General features: G+C 55.8%; 24 protein-coding genes and 1 pseudogene. 11 read left to right on the forward strand and 14 right to left on the reverse strand.

Features of this window, described 5'->3' with window-relative positions:
* Positions 1 to 84: 84 nt before the first annotated feature.
* The gene (locus tag TU81_RS09780; protein ID WP_038984235.1) at positions 85 to 660 is read right to left on the reverse strand and encodes a TetR/AcrR family transcriptional regulator; all 576 of its coding nucleotides are present in this window, start codon (positions 658 to 660) and stop codon (positions 85 to 87) included.
* Positions 661 to 806: 146 nt separating this feature from the next.
* Here TU81_RS09780 and TU81_RS09785 point away from each other — a divergent pair, with 146 nt between their 5' ends.
* From TU81_RS09785 to TU81_RS09800, 4 genes are all read left to right on the forward strand, one after another.
* Positions 807 to 1,928 (forward strand): alkene reductase, encoded by a 1,122-nt coding sequence (locus TU81_RS09785; protein WP_048394766.1) that lies wholly within the window; start codon positions 807 to 809, stop codon positions 1,926 to 1,928.
* Positions 1,929 to 1,979: 51 nt separating this feature from the next.
* Positions 1,980 to 2,768, forward strand: a complete 789-nt coding sequence (locus TU81_RS09790; RefSeq protein WP_038983787.1) for an SDR family NAD(P)-dependent oxidoreductase — start codon at positions 1,980 to 1,982, stop codon at positions 2,766 to 2,768.
* Between the two features lie 47 nt (positions 2,769 to 2,815).
* A complete protein-coding gene (locus TU81_RS09795; protein ID WP_048394769.1) occupies positions 2,816 to 3,685 on the forward strand; it encodes an alpha/beta fold hydrolase in 870 nt (289 codons plus the stop codon).
* 77 nt (positions 3,686 to 3,762) lie between these two features.
* Positions 3,763 to 4,761, forward strand: a complete 999-nt coding sequence (locus TU81_RS09800) for an NADP-dependent oxidoreductase (RefSeq protein ID WP_048394770.1) — start codon at positions 3,763 to 3,765, stop codon at positions 4,759 to 4,761.
* Between the two features lie 379 nt (positions 4,762 to 5,140).
* Here the strand turns inward: TU81_RS09800 and TU81_RS30260 are convergent, their stop codons facing one another.
* Positions 5,141 to 5,965: a hypothetical protein gene (locus TU81_RS30260; RefSeq protein WP_151152232.1), complete on the reverse strand. Its 825-nt coding sequence runs from the start codon at positions 5,963 to 5,965 to the stop codon at positions 5,141 to 5,143.
* A gap of 494 nt (positions 5,966 to 6,459) precedes the next feature.
* Positions 6,460 to 6,675, reverse strand: a pseudogene (locus tag TU81_RS29460) (metallophosphoesterase family protein); the annotation flags it as partial.
* A gap of 336 nt (positions 6,676 to 7,011) precedes the next feature.
* Here TU81_RS29460 and TU81_RS09810 point away from each other — a divergent pair.
* Positions 7,012 to 8,370 (forward strand): hypothetical protein, encoded by a 1,359-nt coding sequence (locus TU81_RS09810; protein WP_048394774.1) that lies wholly within the window; start codon positions 7,012 to 7,014, stop codon positions 8,368 to 8,370.
* Positions 8,371 to 8,432: 62 nt separating this feature from the next.
* On the opposite strand, the gene TU81_RS09815 is transcribed toward TU81_RS09810, so the two are convergent.
* The 3 genes from TU81_RS09815 to TU81_RS09825 form a co-directional block, all read right to left on the reverse strand.
* Complete coding sequence (locus TU81_RS09815) at positions 8,433 to 8,891, reverse strand: metallophosphoesterase family protein (RefSeq protein ID WP_048394776.1); 459 nt, start codon at positions 8,889 to 8,891, stop codon at positions 8,433 to 8,435.
* Positions 8,892 to 8,984: 93 nt separating this feature from the next.
* Positions 8,985 to 10,700 (reverse strand): amidase, encoded by a 1,716-nt coding sequence (locus TU81_RS09820; protein ID WP_048394779.1) that lies wholly within the window; start codon positions 10,698 to 10,700, stop codon positions 8,985 to 8,987.
* 139 nt (positions 10,701 to 10,839) lie between these two features.
* Complete coding sequence (locus TU81_RS09825) at positions 10,840 to 11,721, reverse strand: LysR family transcriptional regulator (protein WP_048395309.1); 882 nt, start codon at positions 11,719 to 11,721, stop codon at positions 10,840 to 10,842.
* A 102-nt stretch (positions 11,722 to 11,823) separates the two neighbouring features.
* Here TU81_RS09825 and TU81_RS09830 point away from each other — a divergent pair, with 102 nt between their 5' ends.
* The gene (locus tag TU81_RS09830) at positions 11,824 to 12,894 is read left to right on the forward strand and encodes an alkene reductase (RefSeq protein ID WP_048394781.1); all 1,071 of its coding nucleotides are present in this window, start codon (positions 11,824 to 11,826) and stop codon (positions 12,892 to 12,894) included.
* Between the two features lie 153 nt (positions 12,895 to 13,047).
* Here TU81_RS09830 and TU81_RS09835 read toward each other — a convergent pair whose 3' ends face one another.
* Both TU81_RS09835 and TU81_RS09840 read right to left on the reverse strand, forming a co-directional pair.
* A complete protein-coding gene (locus TU81_RS09835; RefSeq protein WP_038983807.1) occupies positions 13,048 to 14,949 on the reverse strand; it encodes a potassium transporter Kup in 1,902 nt (633 codons plus the stop codon).
* A gap of 187 nt (positions 14,950 to 15,136) precedes the next feature.
* A complete protein-coding gene (locus tag TU81_RS09840) occupies positions 15,137 to 15,757 on the reverse strand; it encodes a cell wall hydrolase (RefSeq protein WP_048394783.1) in 621 nt (206 codons plus the stop codon).
* A 189-nt stretch (positions 15,758 to 15,946) separates the two neighbouring features.
* On the opposite strand from TU81_RS09840, the gene TU81_RS09845 reads away from it, so the two are divergent.
* Both TU81_RS09845 and chrA read left to right on the forward strand, forming a co-directional pair.
* On the forward strand, positions 15,947 to 16,798 hold the full coding sequence (locus TU81_RS09845) for a CAP domain-containing protein (protein ID WP_048394784.1): 852 nt from the start codon (positions 15,947 to 15,949) through the stop codon (positions 16,796 to 16,798).
* A gap of 35 nt (positions 16,799 to 16,833) precedes the next feature.
* Positions 16,834 to 18,192, forward strand: a complete 1,359-nt coding sequence (chrA, locus tag TU81_RS09850) for a chromate efflux transporter (RefSeq protein ID WP_048394786.1) — start codon at positions 16,834 to 16,836, stop codon at positions 18,190 to 18,192.
* Between the two features lie 14 nt (positions 18,193 to 18,206).
* Here chrA and TU81_RS09855 read toward each other — a convergent pair whose 3' ends face one another.
* The 5 genes from TU81_RS09855 to TU81_RS09875 all read right to left on the reverse strand — a co-directional run bounded on the left by TU81_RS09855 (position 18,207) and on the right by TU81_RS09875 (position 21,215).
* Entirely contained in the window at positions 18,207 to 18,605 is a 399-nt protein-coding gene (locus TU81_RS09855; protein WP_048394788.1) for a YfeK family protein, read from the reverse strand.
* Between the two features lie 72 nt (positions 18,606 to 18,677).
* On the reverse strand, positions 18,678 to 18,914 hold the full coding sequence (locus TU81_RS30740) for a hypothetical protein (protein ID WP_080772176.1): 237 nt from the start codon (positions 18,912 to 18,914) through the stop codon (positions 18,678 to 18,680).
* A gap of 128 nt (positions 18,915 to 19,042) precedes the next feature.
* Positions 19,043 to 19,279 carry a hypothetical protein gene (locus tag TU81_RS09865; protein WP_007904583.1) on the reverse strand — a complete coding sequence of 79 codons (237 nt, stop codon included), beginning with the start codon at positions 19,277 to 19,279 and terminating at the stop codon, positions 19,043 to 19,045.
* A gap of 61 nt (positions 19,280 to 19,340) precedes the next feature.
* Complete coding sequence (locus TU81_RS09870) at positions 19,341 to 20,129, reverse strand: DeoR/GlpR family DNA-binding transcription regulator (RefSeq protein WP_048394792.1); 789 nt, start codon at positions 20,127 to 20,129, stop codon at positions 19,341 to 19,343.
* A gap of 192 nt (positions 20,130 to 20,321) precedes the next feature.
* Positions 20,322 to 21,215: a LysR family transcriptional regulator gene (locus tag TU81_RS09875; RefSeq protein ID WP_048395311.1), complete on the reverse strand. Its 894-nt coding sequence runs from the start codon at positions 21,213 to 21,215 to the stop codon at positions 20,322 to 20,324.
* Positions 21,216 to 21,300: 85 nt separating this feature from the next.
* On the opposite strand from TU81_RS09875, the gene TU81_RS09880 reads away from it, so the two are divergent.
* On the forward strand, positions 21,301 to 22,128 hold the full coding sequence (locus TU81_RS09880) for an NAD(P)H-dependent oxidoreductase (protein WP_048394794.1): 828 nt from the start codon (positions 21,301 to 21,303) through the stop codon (positions 22,126 to 22,128).
* Positions 22,129 to 22,694: 566 nt separating this feature from the next.
* Here TU81_RS09880 and TU81_RS30745 read toward each other — a convergent pair.
* A complete protein-coding gene (locus TU81_RS30745; RefSeq protein WP_231983798.1) occupies positions 22,695 to 22,853 on the reverse strand; it encodes a hypothetical protein in 159 nt (52 codons plus the stop codon).
* A 354-nt stretch (positions 22,854 to 23,207) separates the two neighbouring features.
* Between TU81_RS30745 and TU81_RS09885 the strand changes: the two genes are divergently transcribed.
* Entirely contained in the window at positions 23,208 to 24,362 is a 1,155-nt protein-coding gene (locus TU81_RS09885) for an MBL fold metallo-hydrolase (protein ID WP_038983818.1), read from the forward strand.
* Positions 24,359 to 25,108: a crotonobetainyl-CoA--carnitine CoA-transferase gene (locus tag TU81_RS09890; RefSeq protein WP_038983819.1), complete on the forward strand. Its 750-nt coding sequence runs from the start codon at positions 24,359 to 24,361 to the stop codon at positions 25,106 to 25,108. The genes TU81_RS09885 and TU81_RS09890 overlap by 4 nt, the downstream gene beginning before the upstream one ends.
* The last annotated feature ends 60 nt before the right edge of the window (positions 25,109 to 25,168 follow it).

Consider the following 25,168-nt stretch of genomic DNA (forward strand, 5'->3'; position numbering starts at 1 on the left):
CACTCATGCATGTCGTCCAACGACGAAATGAAAGCGCGTCAGCACGCTTTGTGCGACATCCATCTATCCCCTCTACGACTGAATCTACGATTGAATAGATAAAGATGCGGTCATTTGCGCGTGACACACCGCCAGTATTTCATCGGCCAGCGCCGAGTCGTCAGGACAGGCGCGCGATAACATGATCGCGCCGACCGCTCGCGCCAGCAGGTCGATCATTTTCACCCTCGCCTCACCCGGCGCCGCATCCGGTCCGGTCGGGTATTTTTCGCCGAGCGTTTGCAACGTGCGCTCGATGCCTTCAGCGAATGCCGACTTCAAATCGCCCGACTGACGCGCCGCGTCACCGCACAACGCCGCCATGGTGCAACCCGTGGCGCGCCCGTCGCGATGATCCCTGGACACATACACATCGATGAAATCCTTCACGCTCAATGCTTCGGCGCTGGCCAGTGACTGCGCAAGACTATTGGCCGAGGCTTCGGCCATCAGGTCAGCCTTCGAACCGAAATGTTTGTAGAAACCGCCATGGGTGAAACCGGCGGCGGCCATCAGGTCGGCCACGCCGACACCGTCAAAACCGCGCTCGCGAAACACGACTGAGGCCGTTTCGACGATGTGCTCCCGATTTGCCTGGGCCTGGGCCTTGGACACTCGCATGTTCGATACCTCGCTACCGCTGAAATTCATCGGTTGATGATACATAGATGTTGAACATAATCAAAACCGTTGACAGTTTAGATTTCGATCATCATCCTAATCGCAAGCAATATGACCTTTTACCAACGGGCACGGAACAAACACCCATGAGCGACCTGAATCTGTTTACCCCTTACACGTTTGGCGCCCTGACGCTGTCGAACCGCGTGGTTCTCGCCCCACTGACGCGCAATCGCGCCGGCAAAGGCTTTGTGCCGAGTGAGTTTGCTGCTGCCTATTACAGCCAGCGAGCCAGCGCGGGCTTGCTGATTTCCGAAGCCTCGCAGATCTCGCAGCAGGGACAGGGCTATCAGGATACCCCGGGCATTTACACGCAGCCGCAGATAGAGGGATGGCGCAAGGTGACCGATGCCGTGCACGCCAAGGGCGGGAGAATTTTCCTGCAGCTGTGGCATGTGGGCCGTGTTTCCCACGTCGATCTGCAACAGCAAGGCGCGGCACCGGTAGCCCCTTCCGCGCTTCGTCCCGCGACCAAGGTGTTCGTCAACAATCGCTTCGAGGACGTTTCCGAGCCGCGAGCGCTGGAGACTGACGAACTGCCGGGCATCGTCAACGATTTCCGCCAAGCGGCGGCAAACGCCATTGCGGCAGGCTTCGACGGCGTGGAAATCCACGGTGCAAACGGCTATTTGCTGGATCAGTTCATCAAAGACGGCGCCAACCTGCGTACTGATGCCTACGGCGGCTCGATCGCAAACCGTGCGCGCCTGCTGCTGGAAGTGACGGCCGCGGTGGCCGCCGAGATTGGTGCTGATCGCACGGGCATTCGCCTTTCGCCTGTCTCGCCGGCCAATGGTGTATCGAGCAGTGATCCACAGGCTCAGTTCGATTACATCGTCGACCAACTCAATGCTCTGGACATCGTTTATCTGCACGTCGTCGAAGGCGCGACCGGTGGACCTCGCGACGTGGCGCCCTTTGATTTCGACGCCTTGCGCCAGCGCTTCAAGAACACCTACATCGCCAACAACGGCTATGACCTGGACCTGGCCACGGCACGCCTTGCGCATGACAAGGCCGACCTGATCGCCTTTGGCCGCCCTTTTATTGGCAACCCTGATCTGGTGGAGCGGCTCAAGACCGGTGCGCCACTGTCCGCCTTCGACCCCTCCACACTCTACGGCGGCGGTGCGGCGGGATACATCGACTACCCGACGCTTGCCGAATCAAGCGTTGCCGCGAACCAGGTGCTGGCTGATCGAGCCTGATTTTGATCGTGCATCCATCCCCATTATGTTCCCGAAAAAAGAGCTGACATCATGACTACTCGCCCTACCGTTCTCATCACTGGCGCTTCCACTGGCATCGGCGCGGTTTACGCCGAGCGTTTCGCCCAACGTGGGCATGATCTGGTGTTGGTCGCCCGCGACCACTCGCGCCTGGAAACGCTCGCCGCAAAGTTGCGCGGCGAACACAACGTCACCATTGAAGTGCTTCAGGCCGACCTGACTCAACTCAGCGACCTGCACACTGTCGAAGCGCGCCTGCGGGATGACGCGCGCATCGGCATCCTCCTCAACAATGCCGGCGCCGCACAGTCCGGCAACTTTATCGAGCAAAGCACCGACAGCGTTGCGCAACTGGTGGCCCTCAACACCACCGCGCTGGTGCGGCTCGCCAGCGCCATCGCGCCACGCCTGGCCAAAGCAGGTGAAGGCGCGATCATCAACATCGGTTCGGTGGTGGGTCTGGCACCTGAGTTCGGCATGTCGGTCTATGGGGCGACCAAGGCGTTTGTGCTATTCCTTTCCCAAGGCCTGAGCCTGGAACTTTCGCCTCAGGGTGTTTATGTGCAAGCCGTACTGCCCGCCGCCACCCGCACGGAAATTTGGGATCGCGCCGGTATCGACATCAACACCTTGAGCGACATCATGGAAGTGGGTGACCTGGTTGATGCCGCACTGGTTGGTTTCGACCGTCGCGAACCGGTGACCATTCCTCCGCTGCATGAAGGCGAGCGCTGGGATGCCTTGCAAACCGCGCGTCAGGGTCTTTTGTCGCAGATCAGGCAGTCCGCCGTGGCGCAACGCTATTTGACTCAAGTCTGAACCCTGTCGAGCAGCTCGGCCTCGCCCCGCAATCGGACGGAGTAAACATGACCCTTATGGCTACAAGCAATCACCCGGGTTCGCAGTCGTCATTTATCAACGCGACGAACCAGTCGGTTCTGATTGGCGGGATACCCTTCGCCTATCGTGACCTGGGACCCAGGACGGAGGTCCCGCTGGTCATGTTCAACCATTGGGGGGCAGTGTTGGATAACTTTGACCCCAGGATCATCGACGGTCTGGCAAAAACCCGGCGTGTCATCACGACTGATTACCGCGGTATTGGTGGCTCGGGCGGCGCCGCGCCATTGACCGTCGGTGAGATGGCTGACGATGCAATCGGCCTGATCCGTGCGCTGGGTTTTGACAAGGTTGACTTGCTCGGCTTTTCACTCGGCGGCTTCGTCGCTCAAGACATCGCCCTGAAAGCTCCCGAACGCGTGCGCAGGCTGATCCTCACCGGAACCGGACCGGCCGGCGGCACAGGCATCGACAACGTCGGCTCGGTGACCTGGCCGTTAATGATCAAGGGTCTGCTGACGCTACGAGATCCCAAGTTCTACCTGTTCTTTACCACCACGGCCAACGGACAACGCGCCGCGTCCGAGTATTTGCAACGATTGAAAGAGCGCAGGCAAGACCGGGACAAAGGCCCGACACCCCGCGCGTTTTTACGGCAATTGAAAGCCATTACTGCGTGGGGCAAGCAGGCGCCGCAAGAACTCGGTCGCCTGCGTATGCCGACGCTGATAGCCAACGGGGACAACGACATCATGGTGCCCACGGTCAACTCGCGTGAGCTGGCGAAGCGAATCCCCAACGCGCAACTGATCATTTACCAGGACGCCGGGCACGGCAGCATTTTCCAGCACCCTACCGATTTCGTGGCCAAGGCTTTGGCGTTCCTCGACGCCTGACAGCCTGAACGTCTCATCGCATCAACGTTGCCGGGGCCGCGCCCCATTCTCATTCCACCGACAAGAGCAGCTGCAACATGAAGGCATTTTTTATCGACCGCTACGGCAAGCAGAACGGAATGATTGGCGAAGTGCCCGACCCTGCGGTCGGTGTGCATGACGTTCTGATCCAGGTGCATGCAACGAGCGTGAACCCGTTGGACCCGAAGATCAGAACCGGGGAATTCAAACTGATCCTGCCCTATACATTTCCATTGATATTGGGCAATGACCTGGCGGGTGTGGTCGTTCGCACGGGCTCGGCGGTGAAGCGATTCAATCCAGGAGACGAAGTCTATGCACGCCCTCCCGAGGATCGGATCGGGACGTTTGCCGAACTGATCGCCGTGAACGAAAACGCGCTCGCGCTGAAACCCTCGAACCTTGACATGGCCGAAGCGGCGTCCGTCCCCTTGGCCGTCTTGACGGCCTGGCAGGCGCTGGTTGAGACCGCCCAGGTGAAAAAAGGTCAGAAGGTGTTGATTCATGCCGGATCCGGCGGTGTCGGCACGTTTGCCATCCAGCTCGCCAAACACCTCGGCGCCTTCGTTGCGACGACCACCAGTACGGCGAATGTCGAATGGGTGAAGGCGCTCGGGGCGGATGTGGTCATCGATTATAAACAACAGGATTTTGCAAACGAGTTGCGCGATTTCGACGTGGTGTTGAACAGCCTCGGCGCCGATGTACTGGAGAAATCGGTCAAGGTTCTCAAGCCTGGCGGACAGCTCATTTCCCTTTCGGGGCCGCCGACCGCGCAATTTGCCCAAGAGCAAGGCTTGCCTTGGGTGCTGGGGCAAGTCATGCGCCTGCTGAGCAGCGGTATTCGCAGAAAAGCCCGCAAACATGGGGTGAGCTATGCATTTTTGTTTATGCGTGCCGACGGGATACAACTGCAAAAAATCACCTCGCTTATCGAGGCTGGCGTCATCAAACCGGTCATCGATCGTTCCTTCCCTTTTGAATCGACTGCAGAAGCGTTGCGGTACGTCGAGCAGGGCAGATCAAAAGGCAAAGTCACCATAACAATCAAATAAGCGCACTAAAAAAATGTCAGTAGATGACGAGCATGCCGCCAAGTATCAGACTCCAGCGCCTGAACCAGAGGAGCCGCCACCGCACAACAGGCACACACAGGAGCAGTTTCAACCGGAAGTCGCACCTGTAGAAAAGCCGATGATAATTTAGCGTAGCTTGATGCTTGAGCAGTAACGAGAAATGGTTCCTTCAATTGAAACAATGCTTACTTCGCCACAAGCTCGTAGCGAATGGCAAGTTTGCATAGAAAGCGGATGTAGGCCGAACGTCCGCTAATGGCCGTTTTCTGTCCGTCACGAAGGGCTGCAGTCCAAAGCAGCCGCTCGCCAAGGTGTACTTTCGGCACCTCCTGAACAGGGAGCCAACGTCCTCATCAGCCTATTCAATCCCCCTAACGACCACTTCATTAATCATTCGACCTGCGTCGTACCTTACTGTGATTCTCTTGCTGAAGTTCCATACCGCAATTCTAGAGGCCATATCCTTTTCCGGGTCTATTTTGTAAACGAATTCATTAGTTGAGCCGTCATTGCCTCTGACTTCCATTGGTACAGCGCCTAACTTTTCCATGTATTCAGCTGTTTGGGCAGCATTGAGAATGCCAACAGTTTCATTGGATATTAATTTTGAGTATTCCTTGTTGCTCCCGCGAAAGTGTTCAAATGAAAATTTCCGTCGCCCATTGAAAATATCGTCAAATGCATAAATCAAGAATAGCTGGTGAAGTATTGCGCGCCCCCTCATGTCAACCGCTGCAGCTATTTTCCATTCAAACTTAACGCCGTCTGGCGCAGTGCACTTTTTCGACAGGCCAATGAGTCTCACCTTCTTATCTTTAGAGTAAAAAATATCCGTAATAGTATCGTCTCTAATCACAGAAAACTCATGGCGCAACTTTTCTATGGAGGAGAGCGATAGACCACTCCAAATATGGCTGGACAAATATTGTTCCAATCTTGAAATATCTTCAGGGAGTGCGCATGAATCATTATCTTTTTTGGCTTTGTCATTGACTTCTACAGCGCTTGAGTAGCCAGGACAAAAAGCTCCGCAGAGAAATATGGAAATCACAAAAAATAGGTTTACTAAAATTTCATAATGTATATTCGAATTGCCCTTTCTAATAAAGGAATAAACTCGACGCGACCGACCCAGCCCCCTTTCAGCAACAATTTGACTGTTATGTATTGAATTAATTTTCATATGTTTCCATTTCTACTTCTGTGCGGCTTTATCGTTGCGCGTTCCCTGCACCACCGGGTTAGGGCTCACGTTAATCAGCTCAGCATTGGCGCGCTGTTTTTCCGGTCATCCCATTTCCTGTATCAAGAGACTAGAAGCGTGGTTGTGGTCGTGCTCTCCTCAGATTAGACGGTGTTGCGCCTGCCCTTGGGGCGGTTTAGCGGACTTGGCGCATTTGGGTGCGTTTTACTGGGGCGCTCCAGCTAGTAGCGGTCACGCATAGCTTGCGGTTCTCCCGTCCAATGTCCGTATTGGCCGATTTCTGCCTATCACCACTGTCAGCCTTGAGTTGTGATTCAACCGGTGGACGCAACAGGTTGGCTAAATCGTTCAGCAGGCTGGCCCCTCGCTTTAGGTCTAGCCGAGTGATACACAACAGGTCTGGTCGTTAACGCTTCCGTTGCAAAGCTACCTACGGGGGAGATGCTTGCCTTACCAAGACCATCCAAGGAATGTCATTTCAGTAGCGAAACCAGGCGCGGCTCAATCGATAACGTAAGCACCTCAAGTAGAGCCAGCGTCACCGGTAGTTTGAAGCGCCGCCGGCCAGCGCTGCCCGGGTTGAGGTATAGCCGTTCGCCGCGCCATTCTATGCGTGGCTTATGCGAATGGCCGGTGATCACCAGCCTTATGTCTGCATCAAGCACGGCAGGGACATCGGCAAGGTCATGTCGAAACATAGTCGGTCGGCGATATTTTCTCGGCCTGGGCCAAAAGCGACCTCCCAAAGCCAAGGGTTACATTCAGCCTCCTCGACCCCTATTGATCGCGTTCTGTCATCGGCTAGTTATATTGGCGCCAAAAAAAAGAAGTCGCGCGATTACAGCTGAGGAGTTGGGCGTGCAATATAGGTCTATGATTTATATGAACTTTTAAAAAAAAGTCGGAATGGGTAGCGCAGGGTTATCTAGAGACCTCTATTATTTCGTTATCGCCGAACTCGGTCTAATCACTGTTATGCGTCAGCGAAAAAGCAAGCCCTTAATCAACAATCATAGGAGAGTAACATGTCGATAAAAAAAAGGACGGCCTTACTCGTGCTGGCTTTTAGCTTTTTCGTAATGACGAGTTGTGCCGACATAAGAAATTACTCAGAAATCTCAAGCGAAAGAAACAAGAGCATTGTTCCTGACATTGACTATTATGACCTTGCATACAATGTAGATACTATTGTGCTTCCTGCAGAAATAAAAACCAAAGGAAATGTAGATATAGACAATACCTTTTCAGGCGAATTGCAAGTTTCGAACTGGGGAAGCGCCATCAAGAATGCGACCCAGAAAGAAATCCATGACAGCGATCGCTTTATCGAATTTGGAAATTACAGTGGCCGCATTGAAATAAGCACAGAAGTATCTTCAGTGTCGATAAGCAACGCTTGGAGTGGAACTCGATCGAAGTGCAATGTTGTTTACACCTATAAAGATTTAGTGGCAGGAAAAATACTCTCCATGCATGAGAGCGCCATTGAAATAATGGCACTGTCCCCTACCATACCAAAATCCAGTAATAGTTCTTTTTACAGCTTTGATCAACTCACCTATGCTATTGCTCGCGAGGCGATTGTTGGCCTCATTCGATTGCCGGCCATTGCTAATATTCAGCTAACACAGAGACAAGTGAAGTTTTATAATTCAAATATTAGAAAAAGACCCAACCAACTTATTAGCTACGTTCCGATTGACAATCTTATTCACAAGAATAAAAAAGAACTAAACTCTGCTTTTTCAACGACTAAGAAAATGCAAAAAAACAGTAATAAATCGGGAAAGAAAAATAAATCCAAAGTTAGAGTAGACACCGTCTCTGCTCCCGCCACCCCTCCCCTGAAATCTAACACGGCCAGTGATACACCCATCGCAAACACCGTTAATTCTAGTGAAAACTCTGTCAGTCAGAACTCAAGCCAGGCTGCGACTGAAACTAAAAAAGACGATAGAAATTCAAGAGAAATTGCTAGTTCAACGGAGCATTTGAAGGATGGCACCGTTAAAAACTACGAGCCCAGTTATGACGGCAGTGGACCTATAGCCACCCAAGGACCCTATCAACCTCAAAACAAGGTATCAGCAGAGCAAGAAAGAGCAATGGACGAACGGTTAAAAGCGGAAAAGGCAAAATTACAGGGATCGACTGACAATACCGCTTCACGTACCGGGTATACAGCCGCGCCAGGACTCTATCAAATTCAAAATAAGGTATCAGAGCAAGAAAGAGCAATGGACGAATGGTTAAAAGCCGAAAATGCAAAGTTACAGGGAGCGACTGGCAATGCCGCGTCACGTACCGGATATACAGGCGCGCCAGGACTCTATCAACCTAAAAACAAGGTAGAGGCAGAGCAAGAAGGAGCAATGGATGAATGAAGGTCTCCGATATCCATAGAAGAACTGAATCCGCATGCCTTACCAAGACCATCCAAGGAATGTCATTCCAGTAGCGAAACCAGGCGCGGCTCAATCGAGCACGTAAGCACCTCAAGTAGAGCCAGCGTCACCGGTAGTTTGAAGCGCCGCCGGCCAGCGCTGCCCGGGTTGAGGTATAGCCGTTCGCCGCGCCATTCCATGCGTGGCTTATGCGAATGGCCGGTGATCACCAGCCTTATGTCTGCATCAAGCACGGCAGGGACATCGGCAATGTCATGAACCAGTAAGGTCTGCCATCCATTCAGGTCGAAACATAGTCGGTCGGCGATATTTTCTGCCCAAGGGGCGTCCAGATCATTGTTCCCGCGTACTACGTGCAGCGGGGCAATGGACGCCAGTTGATCAAGGATTTCGAGCTTGCCGATGTCGCCGGCGTGAATGATCCGTTCACAACCCTCCAGGGCAGCAAGGGCTTCGGCGCGCAGTAAGCCATGGGTATCGGAGATCACGCCAACTTTCATGCAAAGCTCCAGACCGGGCTCAAGTATGGGAACTCAGGTTATTTTTGTGGGCTGCAGTGTTGAGTACGGCCAGATCACTCTGGCCCGCCCTTCTTATTTTTGGCCACCCGACAAGGGTGGGGTTCGAGGCGGAATCAATCGCTTCGTCTCCGTCGACTCAAACGCCGAAGCCAAGCGAAGCAGCGTCGAATCGTCATAGGCACGACCGGCGAAGGTCAACCCGACGGGCATGCCGATGTCCGGCATGACGCCCATCGGCACCGTGACCGTAGGGACACCCAAGTGGCGGATGGCGAGATTGCCGTTGGCGACCCAGACACCGTTACTCCACGCGATGTCCGCAGACTTCGGATCGACATCGGCATTCGCCGGCCCGACGTCGGCCACCGTCGGGAAGATCACCGCGTCGAGCCCCAACCGATCCATCCAGTCCTCAAGATCGAGTCGGCGCGTCTGCTCAAGGCCGCGTAGTCCGGCCGGCACTGTGGTGATCTGATCCCAAGGGGTGATGCCGCGCTCGGCCATCCGCACGTACTCGTCCATGCCCGCGGCAAGGTCGTCCTCACGGTTGGGCAGCGTTCCTGGGTCGTGCGGAAAAATCAGCGGCCCATTCACGTCGACCAGGCGATTGAGTGTTGGATCGCCATTGGCCTGCAGAAAATCGTCGAGCGCCCAAGCCGTCAGGTCCCACAACTCATGGTGAAGGAACTCTTTGGAAACCAGGCCGCGGTTGAACACCGTCGGTGCACCAGGACGATCGCCCTCGCAATTGGAGACCAGCGGGAAATCGACTTCGATCACTTCGGCACCAAAGGCTTCAAGTGCTTTGCGAGCCTCCTCCCAAAGGCCGATCACGGAGGCACGGGTGTTGATTCGCTGGCCTGTCGGACCGCCGATGCCAGGCGCGTCACTCGTGCCCGCCTCGGGATCCGCGTTGATGTACATACGAGGAACGCCGAAGCGCTTTCCGGCGAGGGCATCGGTATTCGCGGCAAGCGACCGATACGAAGCGGGACGCACCGAGGCGACACTCGGAATGGGCACCCAAGGTTGCATCCGCCACAGATCGCCCCGTGTGTCGGGATCATCCGCCACCACCACGTCGAGCACTTCGAGCAGGTCTGCCATTGTCCTGGCAAACGGCACGACTACGTCCATGGTCGGCGTCAACGGCCAGTTCCCGCGCACCGAGATCACCCCGCGCGAAGGCGTGTAGGCACACAAACCATTGTTCGAGGCAGGCCCCCGGCCGCTCGACCAGGTTTCTTCGGCGAGGCCGAATGCCGCGAAACTGGCGGCGGTTGCGGTACCGGCGCCGTTCGATGAGCCCGATGCGAAGGGTGCGGTGAGATAGTCAGCGTTGTACGGGCTCTCGGCACGGCCATAGACCCCACGCTGCATACCGCCGTTGGCCATGGGCGGCATGTTGGTTTTGCCCAGGCAAATCGCGCCAGCGGCACGAAGCCGTTCGATGGTGAACGCATCGCGATAAGCAATCAGGTTGGCGAAGGCGGGACTTCCAGAGGCTGCGGTGAGCCCCTTCACCAGATAACTGTCCTTGGCCGTATAGGGAATGCCATCGAGCGGACCCAGCGTCTCACCCTTGGCCCGACGGGCATCGGACGCCTGCGCTTCCTTGAGCGCATCGGGGTTGCGAACCACCACCGCGTTGAGCGCGGTGGGCGTGTCGGGGCCGTCGTAGGCATCGATCCTGGCGAGATAGGCCTGGACAAGCTCAACCGCCGTCGTCTGGCCCGACTCAAGCGCAGCACGCAGTTGGGCTATGGAAACCTCGGTGACCTCGATCATGCTATTACCGCCGGCGGCTGATGGGTGACTTGATGTTGGGCTCAAAGACATCACTTATCTCAAAATGGTTTTTAATAGCGGTTGCTCGTTGACTGCATAGAGTAGAGAAAGAGCCCACTCCATGAACACCCCTGGAAGACTAGGCATCCTCAAGCCGTTCACGCAGAAACTCGATAAACCGCTGGGTTTTAGCCGGCAACAGCCGTGTCTCGGTGAGGGCGTAAACCGAAACGGGTGAAGCCTGCCACTGCGGCAAGACTCTGCGCAGTGTGCCATCGGCGACGTCTTGCGCAACGATACCCTCCCCCAATAATGCAATCCCCACATCCAGCGTCGCCAGTCGTCGAATCATTCCCACGCTGTTGAGTTCGAATCGACCGCCAACCTCAACCTCCACCTCCGCTTCACTGCCGGAGAGTATCCAGCGGTCGGCGCGCGTGCCGCGCATACGCAGGCATTCGTGGTTGGTCAGGTCCGAGGGATGAATCGGATCACCGTGCAGTTCAAGATAACGGGGTGAGGCATACAGGCAGCGGCGCAAACTGGCGAGCTTGCGGGCAATCAGGTTCGAACTCGCGGGCTCGCCCATGCGAATGACCACATCAACCGGCTCACTCACCAGATCGACCTGACGTGGGGTCAGATCCAACTCGAAGCTGATACCGGGATACAGCTGGGCAAACTCCGCAATCAGTGGTGCCAGGTAGATATTGGCGAAATCCACCGGGAGTGAAGCCCGCAGTACACCGCTGGGCCGGGCCAGCATTTCGCCGAGCTGCTCGTGCGCGAGCCGGGCTTCGTCGACGATGCGTTTGCAGCGATCGAAGTACAACTGCCCCGCCTCGGTCAGCTCGATTTTTCGCGTGGTGCGATGCAAAAGCCTTAGCCCGATTTCCTTCTCGAGGCCACTTATCCGGCGCGACAGCGTCGAATTCGGCATCCCCATCGCCTCCGCCGCCCGGCGAAAACTGCGCGCCTTCACGACTTCGACGAACAACGCCATGTCGTTGAGAAACTCCAATGTCATTGCTCCATCAGTGGATCAGTCAATTCAGTTTTACCCGGTTTATCCCGGATTCGGATTGATCAATGATAGCCACATCGTTTACTGAGGAGTACCGCAATGCATTCGCTTTTTTCTCAAGTCCAGATCGGTCGCCATACATTGTCCAACCGCATGGTCATGGCACCGATGACCCGTTCGCGCTCCGATGATTTCGGGGTGCCAAGCGAGCTGGTGCCGACCTACTACGCGCAGCGCGCCGGTGCCGGGTTGATCATCTCTGAAGGGGTGTTCCCTGCGGCTCTGGGCAAGGGTTATGTGCGCACTCCCGGTATCGAAACCGCCGAGCAAGTGACCGCCTGGAAGCAAGTGACCGAAGCCGTACATGCTCGCGGTGGGCGGATCTTCATGCAGCTGATGCACTGCGGACGCATATCGCACCCTTCGCTGTTGCCTGACGGCGCCCTGCCACAGGCCCCCTCCGCGATCAAACCCGCCGGTCAGACCTGGACAGCCACAGGCCTTCAGGACTTTGTCACCCCACAGGCGCTGAGCGTGGTCGAGATTGCCGCGGTCATCGAAGGCTACCGTCAGGCCGCACGCCTGGCCATCGAGGCCGGTTTCGACGGTGTCGAGCTGCATGCCGCTTCGGGGTATCTGCCTGAACAGTTTCTCTCGACGGGCAGCAATCAGCGCACGGATGAGTACGGTGGATCGGCTGAAAACCGTGCTCGCTTTGTACTGGAGGTGTTGAACGCCATAGCGACGGAAATTGGCAGCGATCGCGTTGGCATCAAGCTCTCCCCTGAAATGAACTTCAACGACATCGTCGATGCCAATCCGCAAGAAACCTACACGTATCTGGTCGAGCAATTGCGTGGGCTGAATCTCGCCTATTTGCACGTTGCCCTCTTCGGCGCCAGCGTCGACTACCACGCCTTGTTGCGTCCCCTGTTCGATGGCAGCTACCTGATCGGTGGCGGGCTCGACCAAAACGCCGCCCAATCCCTGCTCGCTAAGGGCCAGGCCGACGCGGTGGTGTTTGGCAACGCATTCCTCGCCAACCCAGACCTGCCCGAGCGTTTTCGCACAGGCGCCGAGCTTAATGTGCCGGACAAAGACACGTTCTACGCACCGGGCGCTCAGGGGTATATCGATTACCCGGCCATGAGCCCGGCTCAAAGCGCCTGAGTGGCGCTGCAAAGCTAAAAATCTGGTGCAAAACCTGTGGGAGCGGGCTTGCTCGCGAAGAGGGAGTGTCAGCCAACATTAATGTTGCCTGATACACCGTAATCGCGGGCAAGCCCGCTCCCACAGGGATTGTGTTTGACTGACTGTTGCCGTCTACATCTCAACCTGCGTGCCCAGCTCTATCACACGATTGAGCGGCAACTTGAAGTATTTGAGGTTGCTGTTGGCGTTCTTCAGCAAAAACGCGAACAGGCTTTCGCGCCAACGAGCCATGCCGATTCGTTTGGTCGGGATGACAGTCTCCCGGCTGAGGAAATACGTGGTGCGCATTGGGCTGAAATCCAACTCTTTCAAATGGCAAAGGCTCAACGCCAGAGGTACGTCAGGCTCCTCTATAAAACCAAAGTGCAGACTCACTCGAAAGAACCCTTCACCATAAGCCTCGACCTCGAACCGCCGATCCGCAGCCACACGCGGGCTGTCTTCAGACACCACAGTGAGCAACACCACCTGCTCGTGCAGAACCTGGTTGTGCAACAGGTTATGCAAGAGGGCATGCGGAACCGCATCAGCCCTGGCCGTCAGAAATACCGCGGTACCCTGCACACGATGGGGTGGCTGCGAGCCGATGCTGCTGATGAACAACGGCAGAGGCAGCGAGGTTTCGTCCAGTCGCTCGACAATGATCTTTCGGCCCCGTTTCCAGGTGGTCATCAAAATGAACAGGGCAATACCGGCGATCACCGGGAACGCACCGCCCTGGAAGATCTTCGGAGCGTTGGCGGCGAAGTACAGGCTGTCCACTACGAGAAAACCCAATAACATCGGAATCGCCAACCAACGAGGCGTTTTCCACAGCAGCAATACAACGGCCGAGGACAGTATGGTGGTAATCAGCATGGTTCCCGTCACCGCCACACCATAAGCCGCCGCCAGTGCACTGGACGATTCAAAGCCGATGACCAGCAACACGACGCCGACCATCAGCGCCCAGTTCACCATGCCGATGTAAATCTGCCCCTGCTCCTGACTGGAGGTGTGCTGGATAAACATACGAGGCACGTAACCCAGCTGAATGGCCTGGCGAGTCAGTGAGAACGCACCAGAAATCACGGCTTGGGAGGCGATGATGGTGGCCAGTGTCGAGAGCGCGACCATCGGCAGCAGCGCCCAGTCAGGTGCCAATAGATAGAACGGATTACGTACCGCTTCAGGGTTCCCGAGGATCAGCGCGCCCTGGCCAAAGTAGTTGAGTACCAGGCCGGGGAGCACCAGGATGAACCAGGCACGAGCAATGGGTTTGCGACCAAAATGGCCCATATCGGCATACAGTGCTTCAGCGCCGGTCAATGCCAACACGACGGCGCCCAGGATGGCGACGCCGATGCCCGGATGAACCACGAAAAACTGCACCGCCCACGCAGGATTCAGCGCTTGCAGAACTTCCGGCCGTTGCAAGATGCCGTAAATGCCGAGTGCGCCCAACACCACAAACCACAGCACCATGACCGGGCCGAACAGAATCCCTATACGCGCCGTGCCATGTTTCTGGATCAGGAACAGTGCCACCAGGACGACAACGGACAACGGCACCACCCAATGCTCGATGTCATCGAACGCAAGTTGTAGCCCTTCAACCGCGGAGAGCACCGAGATGGCCGGGGTGATCATGCTGTCGCCGTAAAAAAGCGCCGCGCCAAACAAGCCAAGCAATACCAGGACCCTGCTCATTTTGGGAAAGGGCGCGGCGGCCCGACGCGCCAGCGCCGTCAAGGCCATGACCCCACCCTCACCCTGGTTGTCGGCGCGCAGGATAAACAACACGTACTTGATCGAGACGACCCAGATCAGTGACCAGAAGATCAACGACAGAACGCCCAGTACACCGTCGTGATTGGCCTGGACGCCGTAGTGACCGGCGAACACTTCTTTGAGGGTGTAAAGCGGGCTGGTGCCGATATCCCCATAAACCACGCCTACCGCGGCGACGAGCAAACCCACTCCCGAGGTTCTGGAATGGGATTCTTCATGGGCAGGGATCGCTGTTTCGCTCACGGGTAGCTTCTCTGAAACGGAGGGAAAAGGAATTGACCTCAAGTCAGCCGGGGGACGAAGGATCGCAGGCTTTATTGATGATCAAGAAACGCGGCAAGTATCGTTGCGGGGAAGAACATCCACCGTAAAAAAACCGTAAAATTCTACCGGCAGCGCCCTCCTCCAATGCTCATCGAGCGATTCGTACCTACTGCGCCTTCCCGCCACCAGGCTTATAGAAAAGAAACTTCCGGGTCTCGGCCGTCCTGGTGTATTTCTTTGCCCAGGCGGGCTTTACCGTTCTGTCGTGGAAATACAAAGCACCATGAGTGCGGTCCTTGAGTTGCTTGTTGAGCGCCTTGCGCGCGATTTCCTTGGAGAGGGCATATTCGTCGTCTTCCTTTACCTGATCCGCACGTCCGTCGCACCACCACGAAAACTGGCAGGAGCCCGTTTCAGAACCTTGCTTGACCACGGCGCACACCGTATCGGGAAACCCACCATGGCCGAGCCGGTTCATGACCACGCTGGCGACGGCTTCCATGTTGGCAGGTGCCACACCTTTGGCTTCCCAATAGATGCTGCGTGCAAGGCAGGTGATTGCATCGTCCAGAGGGGCTGCGCCTGCCGGATCGACCGCCTGCGCTTCGGACGGGGTGATGACCGCGGACTTGGGCACCGGAAGTTCGCCGTCCTTCTCGGCGGCTTTCTCCTCCAGGACGTGCGCCTTGTCTTCGGCCACTTCCTGTTTTTTCTCTTGGTCAGCGCCCAACACCTGGCCGCACAGAAGGATGATTGCGAAGCAGGTGAGTACCCATTTTAATCGCATGAACGATCCTTCCGATGACACTGGCTTGAGCAATGAAACGGCGATGTTGTAGCGCTGACTTGCTGTGATTGTAGTCGTCGCAAGTCATTCCAGCCGCCTGACAATAATCTGCATATCGAGGCGAAAGGCATTGCATTCACAGGGGTGAAATCGCGCATCATGGACGCAGTCCGTTCAAGGGAGATTTTCATGCGCAGCCTGTCATCCGTTTTGCATCTTGCCGTGTTGTCATTCGGGCTGGTGTTCAGCGTCGCCGCCTCGGCAGCCGATGAAACGCAGCTGGTTGAGTCGATCAACGTTTACCGTAGTCAGGCGCAGCGCTGCGGCGGCCAGGCGTCTTCGGAATTGCCGCCGCTGGCGAGCGATCCGCGCCTGGTCCTGTCCGCCAACAGCATCGGCGACTTGCAGCAGGCACTGGCCCGCGCGGCTTATCCGATGGTCAATGTGCAGGCGATCAGTTTGTCCGGCCCGCGTGATGCGCCGGCCGCCATGAAGGCGATTCAAGAGAGCTTCTGCCAAGTGGTGCTGGACCCGCAATTCGTCGACATCGGCGTCAGCCGCGATGGCCGTGAATGGCGCATCGTGCTGGCGCGTCCGCTATTGACCGGGCGTCTGGGCGACTGGCAGGCGGAGGGACAGAAACTGCTCGAAGCGATGAACAGCGCCCGCGCTCAGACGCGCCAGTGCGGCACCCAAGCCTTTGCCGCCACGACGCCGCTGGCCTGGAACGCCACACTGGGTTCCGCGGCCGAGACCCACAGCCGGGCCATGGCCAACAATAATTATTTCGATCACAAGGACCGCGACGGGCGCACGCCGGGCGATCGGGCTGAACTGGCGGGTTACGCCGGTCAGCAGGTCGGAGAGAACATCTCCGCCGGACAGGACACCGCACGCAAGGTGGTCGATGGCTGGCTGGCAAGCCCGGGCCATTGCGCCAACCTGATGAACCCGCAATTTCGCGAGCTGGGGGCGGCCTATGCGGTGGACCCGAAGAGCGATGCGGGCATTTACTGGACGGCGATGTTTGGTGCGCCGTGAAGGCTTGACTCGACAGTTGAAAAAGGAATCGTGATTTGAATAAAGCCCCCTCTTCGACCGTCGAGCAGGACCTGTCGAAGCCTGCGGCCATCAGCCTGCGGGAAGCGTTTCTGTTCTGGCTGAAGCTCGGCTTCATCAGTTTCGGCGGGCCGGCCGGACAGATCTCGATCATGCACCAAGAGTTGGTGGAGCGCCGACGCTGGATCTCGGAACGGCGTTTTCTGCACGCCCTCAACTACTGCATGTTGCTGCCTGGGCCGGAGGCTCAGCAGCTGGCGACCTACATCGGCTGGCTGATGCACCGGACGTGGGGCGGCGTGATTGCCGGCGCGCTGTTTGTGCTGCCTTCGCTGTTCATCCTGATCGTGTTGTCCTGGGTGTACATCGCTTTTGGCGAAGTGCCGGTGGTGGCCGGGATTTTTTATGGGATCAAGCCTGCCGTGACCGCGATTGTGGTGCAGGCAGCCCACCGAATCGGCTCGCGAGCGTTGAAGAACAACTGGCTGTGGGGAATCGCCGCAGCGTCATTCACAGCGATCTTCGCGTTCAATGTGCCCTTCCCGTTGATTGTGTTGGGCGCTGCGATCATCGGTTATGTCGGCGGACGTCTGGCGCCTGAAAGGTTCCGCACCGGGGGCCACAGTGCGACGAAAAAATCCTTCGGCCCGGCCTTGATCGACGACGACACCCCGCCTCCCGAACACGCCCGTTTCAGAAGTTTTAAATTGCTGCGTTTATTGCTGGTGGGCGCGGCGTTGTGGGTGTTGCCTATGGGGATTCTCACCGCCCTGTTCGGCTGGGAAGGCACCCTGACCCAGATGGCCTGGTTCTTTACCAAAGCAGCGTTGCTGACATTCGGCGGCGCGTATGCCGTGCTGCCTTATGTGTATCAGGGCGCTGTCGGCCACTATGGCTGGCTGACACCCACGCAGATGATCGATGGCCTGGCGCTCGGCGAAACGACTCCCGGGCCGCTGATCATGGTGGTGGCTTTCGTTGGTTTTGTCGGCGCCTATGTTCAGCAGGTGTTCGGCCCCGAACACATGTTCCTGGCCGGCGCCCTCGCCGCTACGCTGGTGACCTGGTTCACCTTCCTGCCTTCGTTCCTGTTCATTCTCGCCGGCGGCCCGTTGGTGGAATCGACGCACAACGAACTCAGGCTCACCGCGCCGCTGACCGCGATAACTGCGGCGGTGGTCGGCGTGATCCTTAATCTGGCGTGTTTCTTCGGCTACCACGTGCTGTGGCCCAACGGCTTCGGCGGTCAACTCGACTGGCCATCAGCGCTGATCGCCATTGCCGCGGCCATTGCCTTGTTCCGCTTCAAGCGGGGTGTGATCGAAGTACTGATGGGGTGCGGGCTGATCGGGCTGGCGGTGCATCTGCTGCGCTAGCCCATCAAAAGGGATTAATGACTTTGCCGTTGCCGCTGTAGTTCAGTCTTCAGCCAGAGGCTGGCGGGTTGTACGCCTGCCGGACAGCGCACTTCATAGGCACGGCCACTCATACTGCTTTGGGTGGCCGCCAGCTCGATGAAGTCTTCGGCGCTGTTTACCTTGTTCCGGTCTTCGAGGTACGTCAGCTTCTTCTGCAGATGTACCCGGGCCTCAGGGCCAGGGTATTCGCTTCCATTACGCACAAACCGGCACTCACTGTGCTCGACAAAGTCCAGCAAGCTGTTTATTTCCTGAGTGGCTTGAGGTGGGGTTTGCGCCAGTGCATCGAGCGTTATGGCGGTCAGGCCGATACCCGCCGCGATCAGCCATTGACTGAGGGGTCGAGCGAAACGTCCAGTCAGAATTTCCATGGTGACACCTCGCATGACTAACGGCAGATCAGAGCGGCAGTGCCCTGCGCTCTGAAGGCTGAGGGGCAAATATCAATCGTCGTCCCGGTCGTCGCGGTCTCGATCGCGGTAACGACGGCGGTCATCACGACGGTCGTAATCGCGGTCATACCCTCGACCATCACGTTGGTCATAGCCTCGGTCATGGTCGCGACGGTATTCACGACGGTGATCCCGATCGTACCTGTCGTCATCTTCCCAGTGAGGAAAGCAGCCTCCCAACAGGAGGGTACTTGCAATGGCCAGGGTCATTATCGCGGTGCGCTTCATTTGAACATCCTAAAAGCAAAGGTCAGAGCTGCGGGGATGAGTTGACGCTATCCACGAATTCATTCGAAGTGCGTGCAAACCGCAGATACGACCTTCCAGATGCTTAATGATTCAGTTATCGCCAAGCCTTACAGCGTTCTTTGGCTGTTACCGATGGTCTTGGCTTTTTCGATGGCCCAGTCCAGCGCGGCTTCCATGTCCAGCAGATGCGGCGACGGGTGGTTGTCCTCAACGATGGCCGAGCCGTCCGGCCAGTAAACTCCGATGAACATCCCCAGCGAACCGTCTCTCAATATCTCGGCCTTAACCTTGATCGTGCATCCGTTCGATAGCGTTTCCGAGTGGATCATATGGCGCTCAGTCATGACTGCATTCCTCCCGTCGTAGCTATCAGCGTAACTCATACACCGCTGACGGCGATGACGCTCAAGCGTCTATCTGCACCACCTCGATCCCCAGTTTTTGATAATCCTCGACATTGCCCGAGGCCACGTGACGTTCGGTGATCAGGGTATGCACACGGTTGCAAGGCGCAACAACGAAGGGCTCCACCGCCCCCAGTTTGTCCGCGGTGGTGACGGCGATCACGTGGGAAGCGCTGGAGAGCATCGCCTGCTTCACCGGCACCTCATCGAAATGCAGCGAGCTGATGCCGACTTCCGGATGAATGGCGCAGACCCCGGTGAACACCAGGTCGGCTTTGATGCCCTCGATCAGCCGCAGGGTTTCATGTCCGCTGGAAGACATAGTCACGGGGTTGAGCTGACCACCGGCGACGATCACCGTGATGCCTTTGTATTCGGCGAGGGTGATCGCGATCATCGGCGACGCGGTGATGGCCGTAATGGAGATGTCAGCAGGCAGCGAACGCGCGATCTGCAGCGTGGTGCTGCCGGAATCGAAAATCACGATCTGGCCGTTTTTGACCCGGCGTGCGGCGAGTTGGGCCAGTCGGGTTTTCACTTCATCGGTTTCGCCGACCCGGGTGAAGTAATCCTTGCCCGTGTCCTTGGGCCGCGGCAGCGCCCCGCCATGTACCCGCTGCACCAGCCCGGCGCTGGCCAGCTCCGACAGATCCCGGCGAATGGTGTCTTCAGACACGGCGAAATGCTGGCTCAGTTCGGAGGCCATGACCTTGCCGTCGCGTTCGAGAATCAAGAGGATTTTCTGACGGCGCAGCTGCGGGAGTTCGGCGGTGGAATGCTCGGCTTGCATGGTTATGCCTGTTTTTGCGTGTTTGTGCGAGATTAGCCAAACAGCTGAATGAACACAACCGGCATGGCAGCGCAGAACCTGTGGGAGCGGGCTTGCCCGCGAAGGCGGTGTGTCAGGAGACATCAATGCTGGATGTGCAACCGCCATCGCGGGCAAGCCCGCTCCCACAGGATTGTGGTCAATTGATGCCCCTCACAAGGCACTCACAATGAACTCACGCAACCATTGATGCGCAGGATCGCGATGAACACGCTCGGGCCAGAGCATCGACATCTCGTAACCCGGGACATCAAGCGGTGGCTCGACCACCTCCAACGCCCCCGCATCGCCAACCAGCCGCGACGGCAGCATCGCCACCATGTCAGTGCTCTCCACTACCGACCGCACAAACAGGAAATGCGGAACTGAAAGCACCACTCGGCGCGTCATGCCCACCGCCGAAAGCACCTGGTCGGTGGCACCCTGAAACGCCCCACCATCCCGTGACACGATCACGTGGTCGAGCTCGCAGAACTGCTCAAGTGTCGGTCGCTTTTTCAACTGCGGATGGCCGGCACGACCCACCAAAACATACTGCTCGGTAAACAACGCGCGACGCCGCAAGCCGAGGGGAGCGTCCTCGCTGGTATGAAATGCCAGATCGATTGCCCCCTGCTCCGCTTGTCTGGCTATCTGTGACGGAACCAGGTCAAACACCGCCAGGCGCGTATCAGGGGCTGACGAACGCAGCCCGGCTAACGCAGGCAAAACGATAGTCGTCTCACCATAGTCGGACGCCATGACATTCCACGTCTGCCGTGCCTCGGCCGGGTTGAAAGGGCTGGCGGGCGACACGGCGCGTTCCAGAGCTTCCAGTGCCTGGCGCAACGGCTCGCGCAACTCATCGGCCCTGGCCGTGGGCCGCATGCCTCGTGGCCCTGGCAATAACAACGGATCACCGAAAATGTCCCTCAATTTGGCGAGATGAACACTCACCGACGGTTGAGACAAATTCAGGCGTTGCGCCGCACGGGTCACGTTGTGTTCCGAGAGCAAGACATCAAGGGTCAGCAACAGGTTGATGTCCAGGCGTCGCAGATTATTCATGGTAATACCTGGCATATTGGTTATTCATTTCCAATATACCGGGCAAAGCCCGACTCTGCAGCCTCCTGACACTGGAGACTCAGCCATGAAAGTTCTGCTCGTTTATGCCCATCCCGAACCCAAATCATTGAATGGTTCGCTCAAAGACTTTGCCGTCAAACGCCTGGAGGCTGCCGGCCATCAGGTGCGGGTATCCGATCTATACGCGATGAACTGGAAAGCTTCGCTGGATGCCGATGACAGTCCCGGCCGGCCAGCCGACTCACGGTTCAATCCTTCGCTGGACTCCAAGCGTGCGTTTGAAGAAGGCCGGCAAAGCCAGGACATCGCCCTCGAACAGGAAAAACTGCTCTGGGCCGATGCCGTCATTCTGCAGTTTCCGCTGTGGTGGTTCTCGATGCCGGCGATCCTCAAAGGCTGGGTGGAACGCGTCTATGCCTATGGTTTTGCCTATGGCGTGGGGGAACACTCCGATGCGCGCTGGGGCAATCGTTATGGAGAAGGCACGCTTGCGGGAAAACGGGCGATGCTGATCGTCACCGCGGGCGGATGGGAGTCGCATTACAGTCCGCGGGGCATCAATGGGCCCATCGATGATGTGTTATTCCCGATTCAGCATGGCGTACTGTTTTACCCCGGCTTCGACGTGCTGCCACCGTTCGTGATCTATCGGACCAGCCGCATGGATGAGGATAGATTTTCAACGACCTGTGATGCGCTTGGTCAACGGCTTGATGATCTCTGGAAGACCGCGCCGATTCCTTTCCGACCGCAAAATGCCGGGGCGTACGACATCCCGCAACTCACGTTGCGCGCCGAGATTACTTCGGATCAGTCTGGATTTGCGGCTCACGTCAGATGGTCGGAACGCGATGCCCCATCCGAGGCGTCAAAGTCGTACGCCAATCCGTAGGAGCTGCCGCAGGCTGCGATCTTTTGATCTTTAGCGATTCAACTGACGCCGAACGTCAAAAGATCGCAGGCTTCGCCAGCTCCTACACCGCCCGTGTACATCCGTGACTCTGTGGCGTACCCACGAAAAAGCCCGCACAAGGCGGGCTTATGGAATCGATGTAGGTGGCCAGTGCTGGTCTCTGGCTTACAAGGTTTATCGGGCCTCTCACAGAACAGTAATTGTTGCTATGGGCTGTTCTGCCTCACACGGCATAAGGGCTGGATCTCAGCGCGGAGATCTTTCTAACCGTGTACCCTTGGGAGCGCGCCCCACGCTTCCTCGCTATCCCTTTGCGCATCAGTCTGCGTCTTCACCTACAACCTCAGAATAGCAAACCGATCGCAGTCCGGGTCGGGCTTTTTAGACCGATTCTTTTCTAAGAGGATGACCGCAGAATGGAAAAATACTAACGCGACCAGGTGACGAGCTAACTCACGGACAGGCTGCCAGTGAGGTTCTGCTGCATGTAAGCCCGGAAACGACGCTGAAACAGCATGGTGTGTTCATGCGCGACCTGCTCGGACTCATCGGGATAACGCCGCCAGCCTTGTGACGGCACGCTGAATCAGGTCCAGTGCGGAGATGTAATCAGGGAATTCTTCGATCTCGAACGGTGTCATCAACGTGGTGCTATTGGGCATAATCGAGACCAGCCCTTCGCTGATTAGTCGCGCAATTTGCATTGAACAAATCCGGTGACTGGAACATTACCTCTGCACCGTTAATTCAGTAAGCATCAGGTTCAGCAAGTCTGTGCCGGGCCAACTCTGCGAAAGCAAACCATGTTACCTACGATGTAAGTTGACACCACTTCCAACATTACAACTGTTCTGCGGAAAAATTACTACACTGTGCGAATATCCGAAAAAACCAAGACCACGGAGTATTATGTTTTAGCAGGTTGTAGTTATGCATGCAGAGTGGCATATTTGCCATATTTCGCGGGTGATTGCTCACAAAATAAAAATAGGATATTATGTAACTTATATTTTCCGTTTGGTTTTCGATCTAACTAATGAATGTAAAGGGTCCAGTCGGTGGATATAGAATTTGTTAATCACGCCTCATTGCTCCTGGAAGAGAAAGGTAGTTTTTTTCTTACTGATCCCTGGTACATTTCACCTGCGTTTGGTGGCTGGATTCAAAACCCCTCACCCAAGACAAAAGTAATTGAAAAATTACTCGCTCTTCCAGCAAGCAAGCTTAATGTCATTATTTCGCATGGTCACGACGACCACCTGGATGAGTTCTTTATTCAGAAGCATTTGGCTGACGCCACGTTCTTCGTTCCGAAATTCAAGACAAATGGATTGGCCAAGCGCATTGAGCGTCTCACAGGTCGTTATCCAGTTGAACTGACGGATGAGGCTTACTTCGTCGAAGGGGTGGAGTTGAGATGCTTCATCAATCCGGAATTTACAGAATATGATTCGATTGTCACGATCATTTCTGAAACGGACGCTGTTATTCATGCCAATGATAATTGGCACGAATATCCGACGGCCCTGACTGAAGCACTCAATCAGTGCTTAAGCGCGGTCCCTGTTGAAAATCGTTACTTCTTTATCCAGTTTGGCATCGCCGATAGCTTTCCGGTTAATTACCCATCCTTTGACAATCAAAGCACGAACGAGATGATTGAATCTCGTTTCAAGTCTTATCAAGATGCAACCACTGCAAACCTTAAGCACCTAGGACTTGATAAAGGATATTACTACGCGAATCAATCGCTGTATCAATACCCTACCTCTTGGGATAAAGCATCGCTCTATGAGCTTGCGCAAGACTTTTTGTGCAGAAACCCGGGCCCGTTTATTCAGTGCGCCTCAGGGATCGACATAAAAACAAGCCAGTTTCACGATACGCCAAGTGATGAGCTCTTTGATTTTCTGCTTAGGAGACTTGAGACCTTTATAAACAATAAAATAGACAGCCCCACGCTAGTCAAGTTGATGACTTCTTCAAATGAGTATGAAACAGGTACCGTTGGCTATGAAGCTTCGCGACAGGTATGGTCAAGGATATTGAATGCCGAGCTGACACTAGAAGCCATTATCATCGGAGGCATGGGGCTCATACACAGGCCAGATCAGAATATATCCAACATTCACAGCAAGGTCTCTAAGCTGGCCTATCTGATTCAAAGCAAAATAATTTCGAGCGGCCTTAACTTTTTAATGGAAAGCAAATGAGAACTCAAGACGGTCAGCTGTTTTTCACCCCTCCCAATCAGGCAGATGCATACAAAGAGTTGCGGGATATTCACGGCCAGATTCATACCATCGCAGGTGAATATTGGAATTGGCCTTCGGTCGCTACACTGACAAGACCGACACTGGCGCGAATTTTAAATCTTAATTTTCTATACGATGAAATGCTCCCCGTCGCAGGATCGATCTGCGAGTTTGGCGTTCATTATGGCAGCAGTTTGGCAACGCTACTGAATCTTAGAGCGATCAAGGAACCCTACAACTACTCCAGGCATATTTTTGGGTTTGATACCTTTAGCGGGTTCGCCGCGGTTGACGAAAAAGATGGCGCGCTAGTAAAGTCGGGGGACTTTCATATCGACGACGGGTATGAAAATCTATTAGACCGGCTTCTTCAGGCTCAAGAATCGCTAAGCCCTAATAATCACTTGAAGAAATACTCCCTTATCAAGGGAGATGCTTCAGTGACCTCGAAAAAATGGCTTGAAGAGAATCCTCACTCACTCATATCGATGGCCATTTTTGATATGGATGTTTACAAGCCGACCAAGGATGTTCTGGAAGCGATCAAACCAAGATTGTCTAAAGGTTCGATTATAGTATTTGATGAATTAAATTGCCCTCACTTCCCTGGCGAAACACAAGCCTTGCTTGAGGTGTTTGATATGAACAGCATTGAAGTCAAGAGGTCGCCTTTCCTGCCTTATACTTCATATTTTCGTTTGTAATCCACAACGATGTACCGTATGAATTCTAAAATAGACTTCTAGTTGGTGAAATACCCTCCT

Source organism: Pseudomonas lini (assembly GCF_001042905.1).
Classification (GTDB): Bacteria; Pseudomonadota; Gammaproteobacteria; order Pseudomonadales; family Pseudomonadaceae; genus Aquipseudomonas; species Aquipseudomonas lini.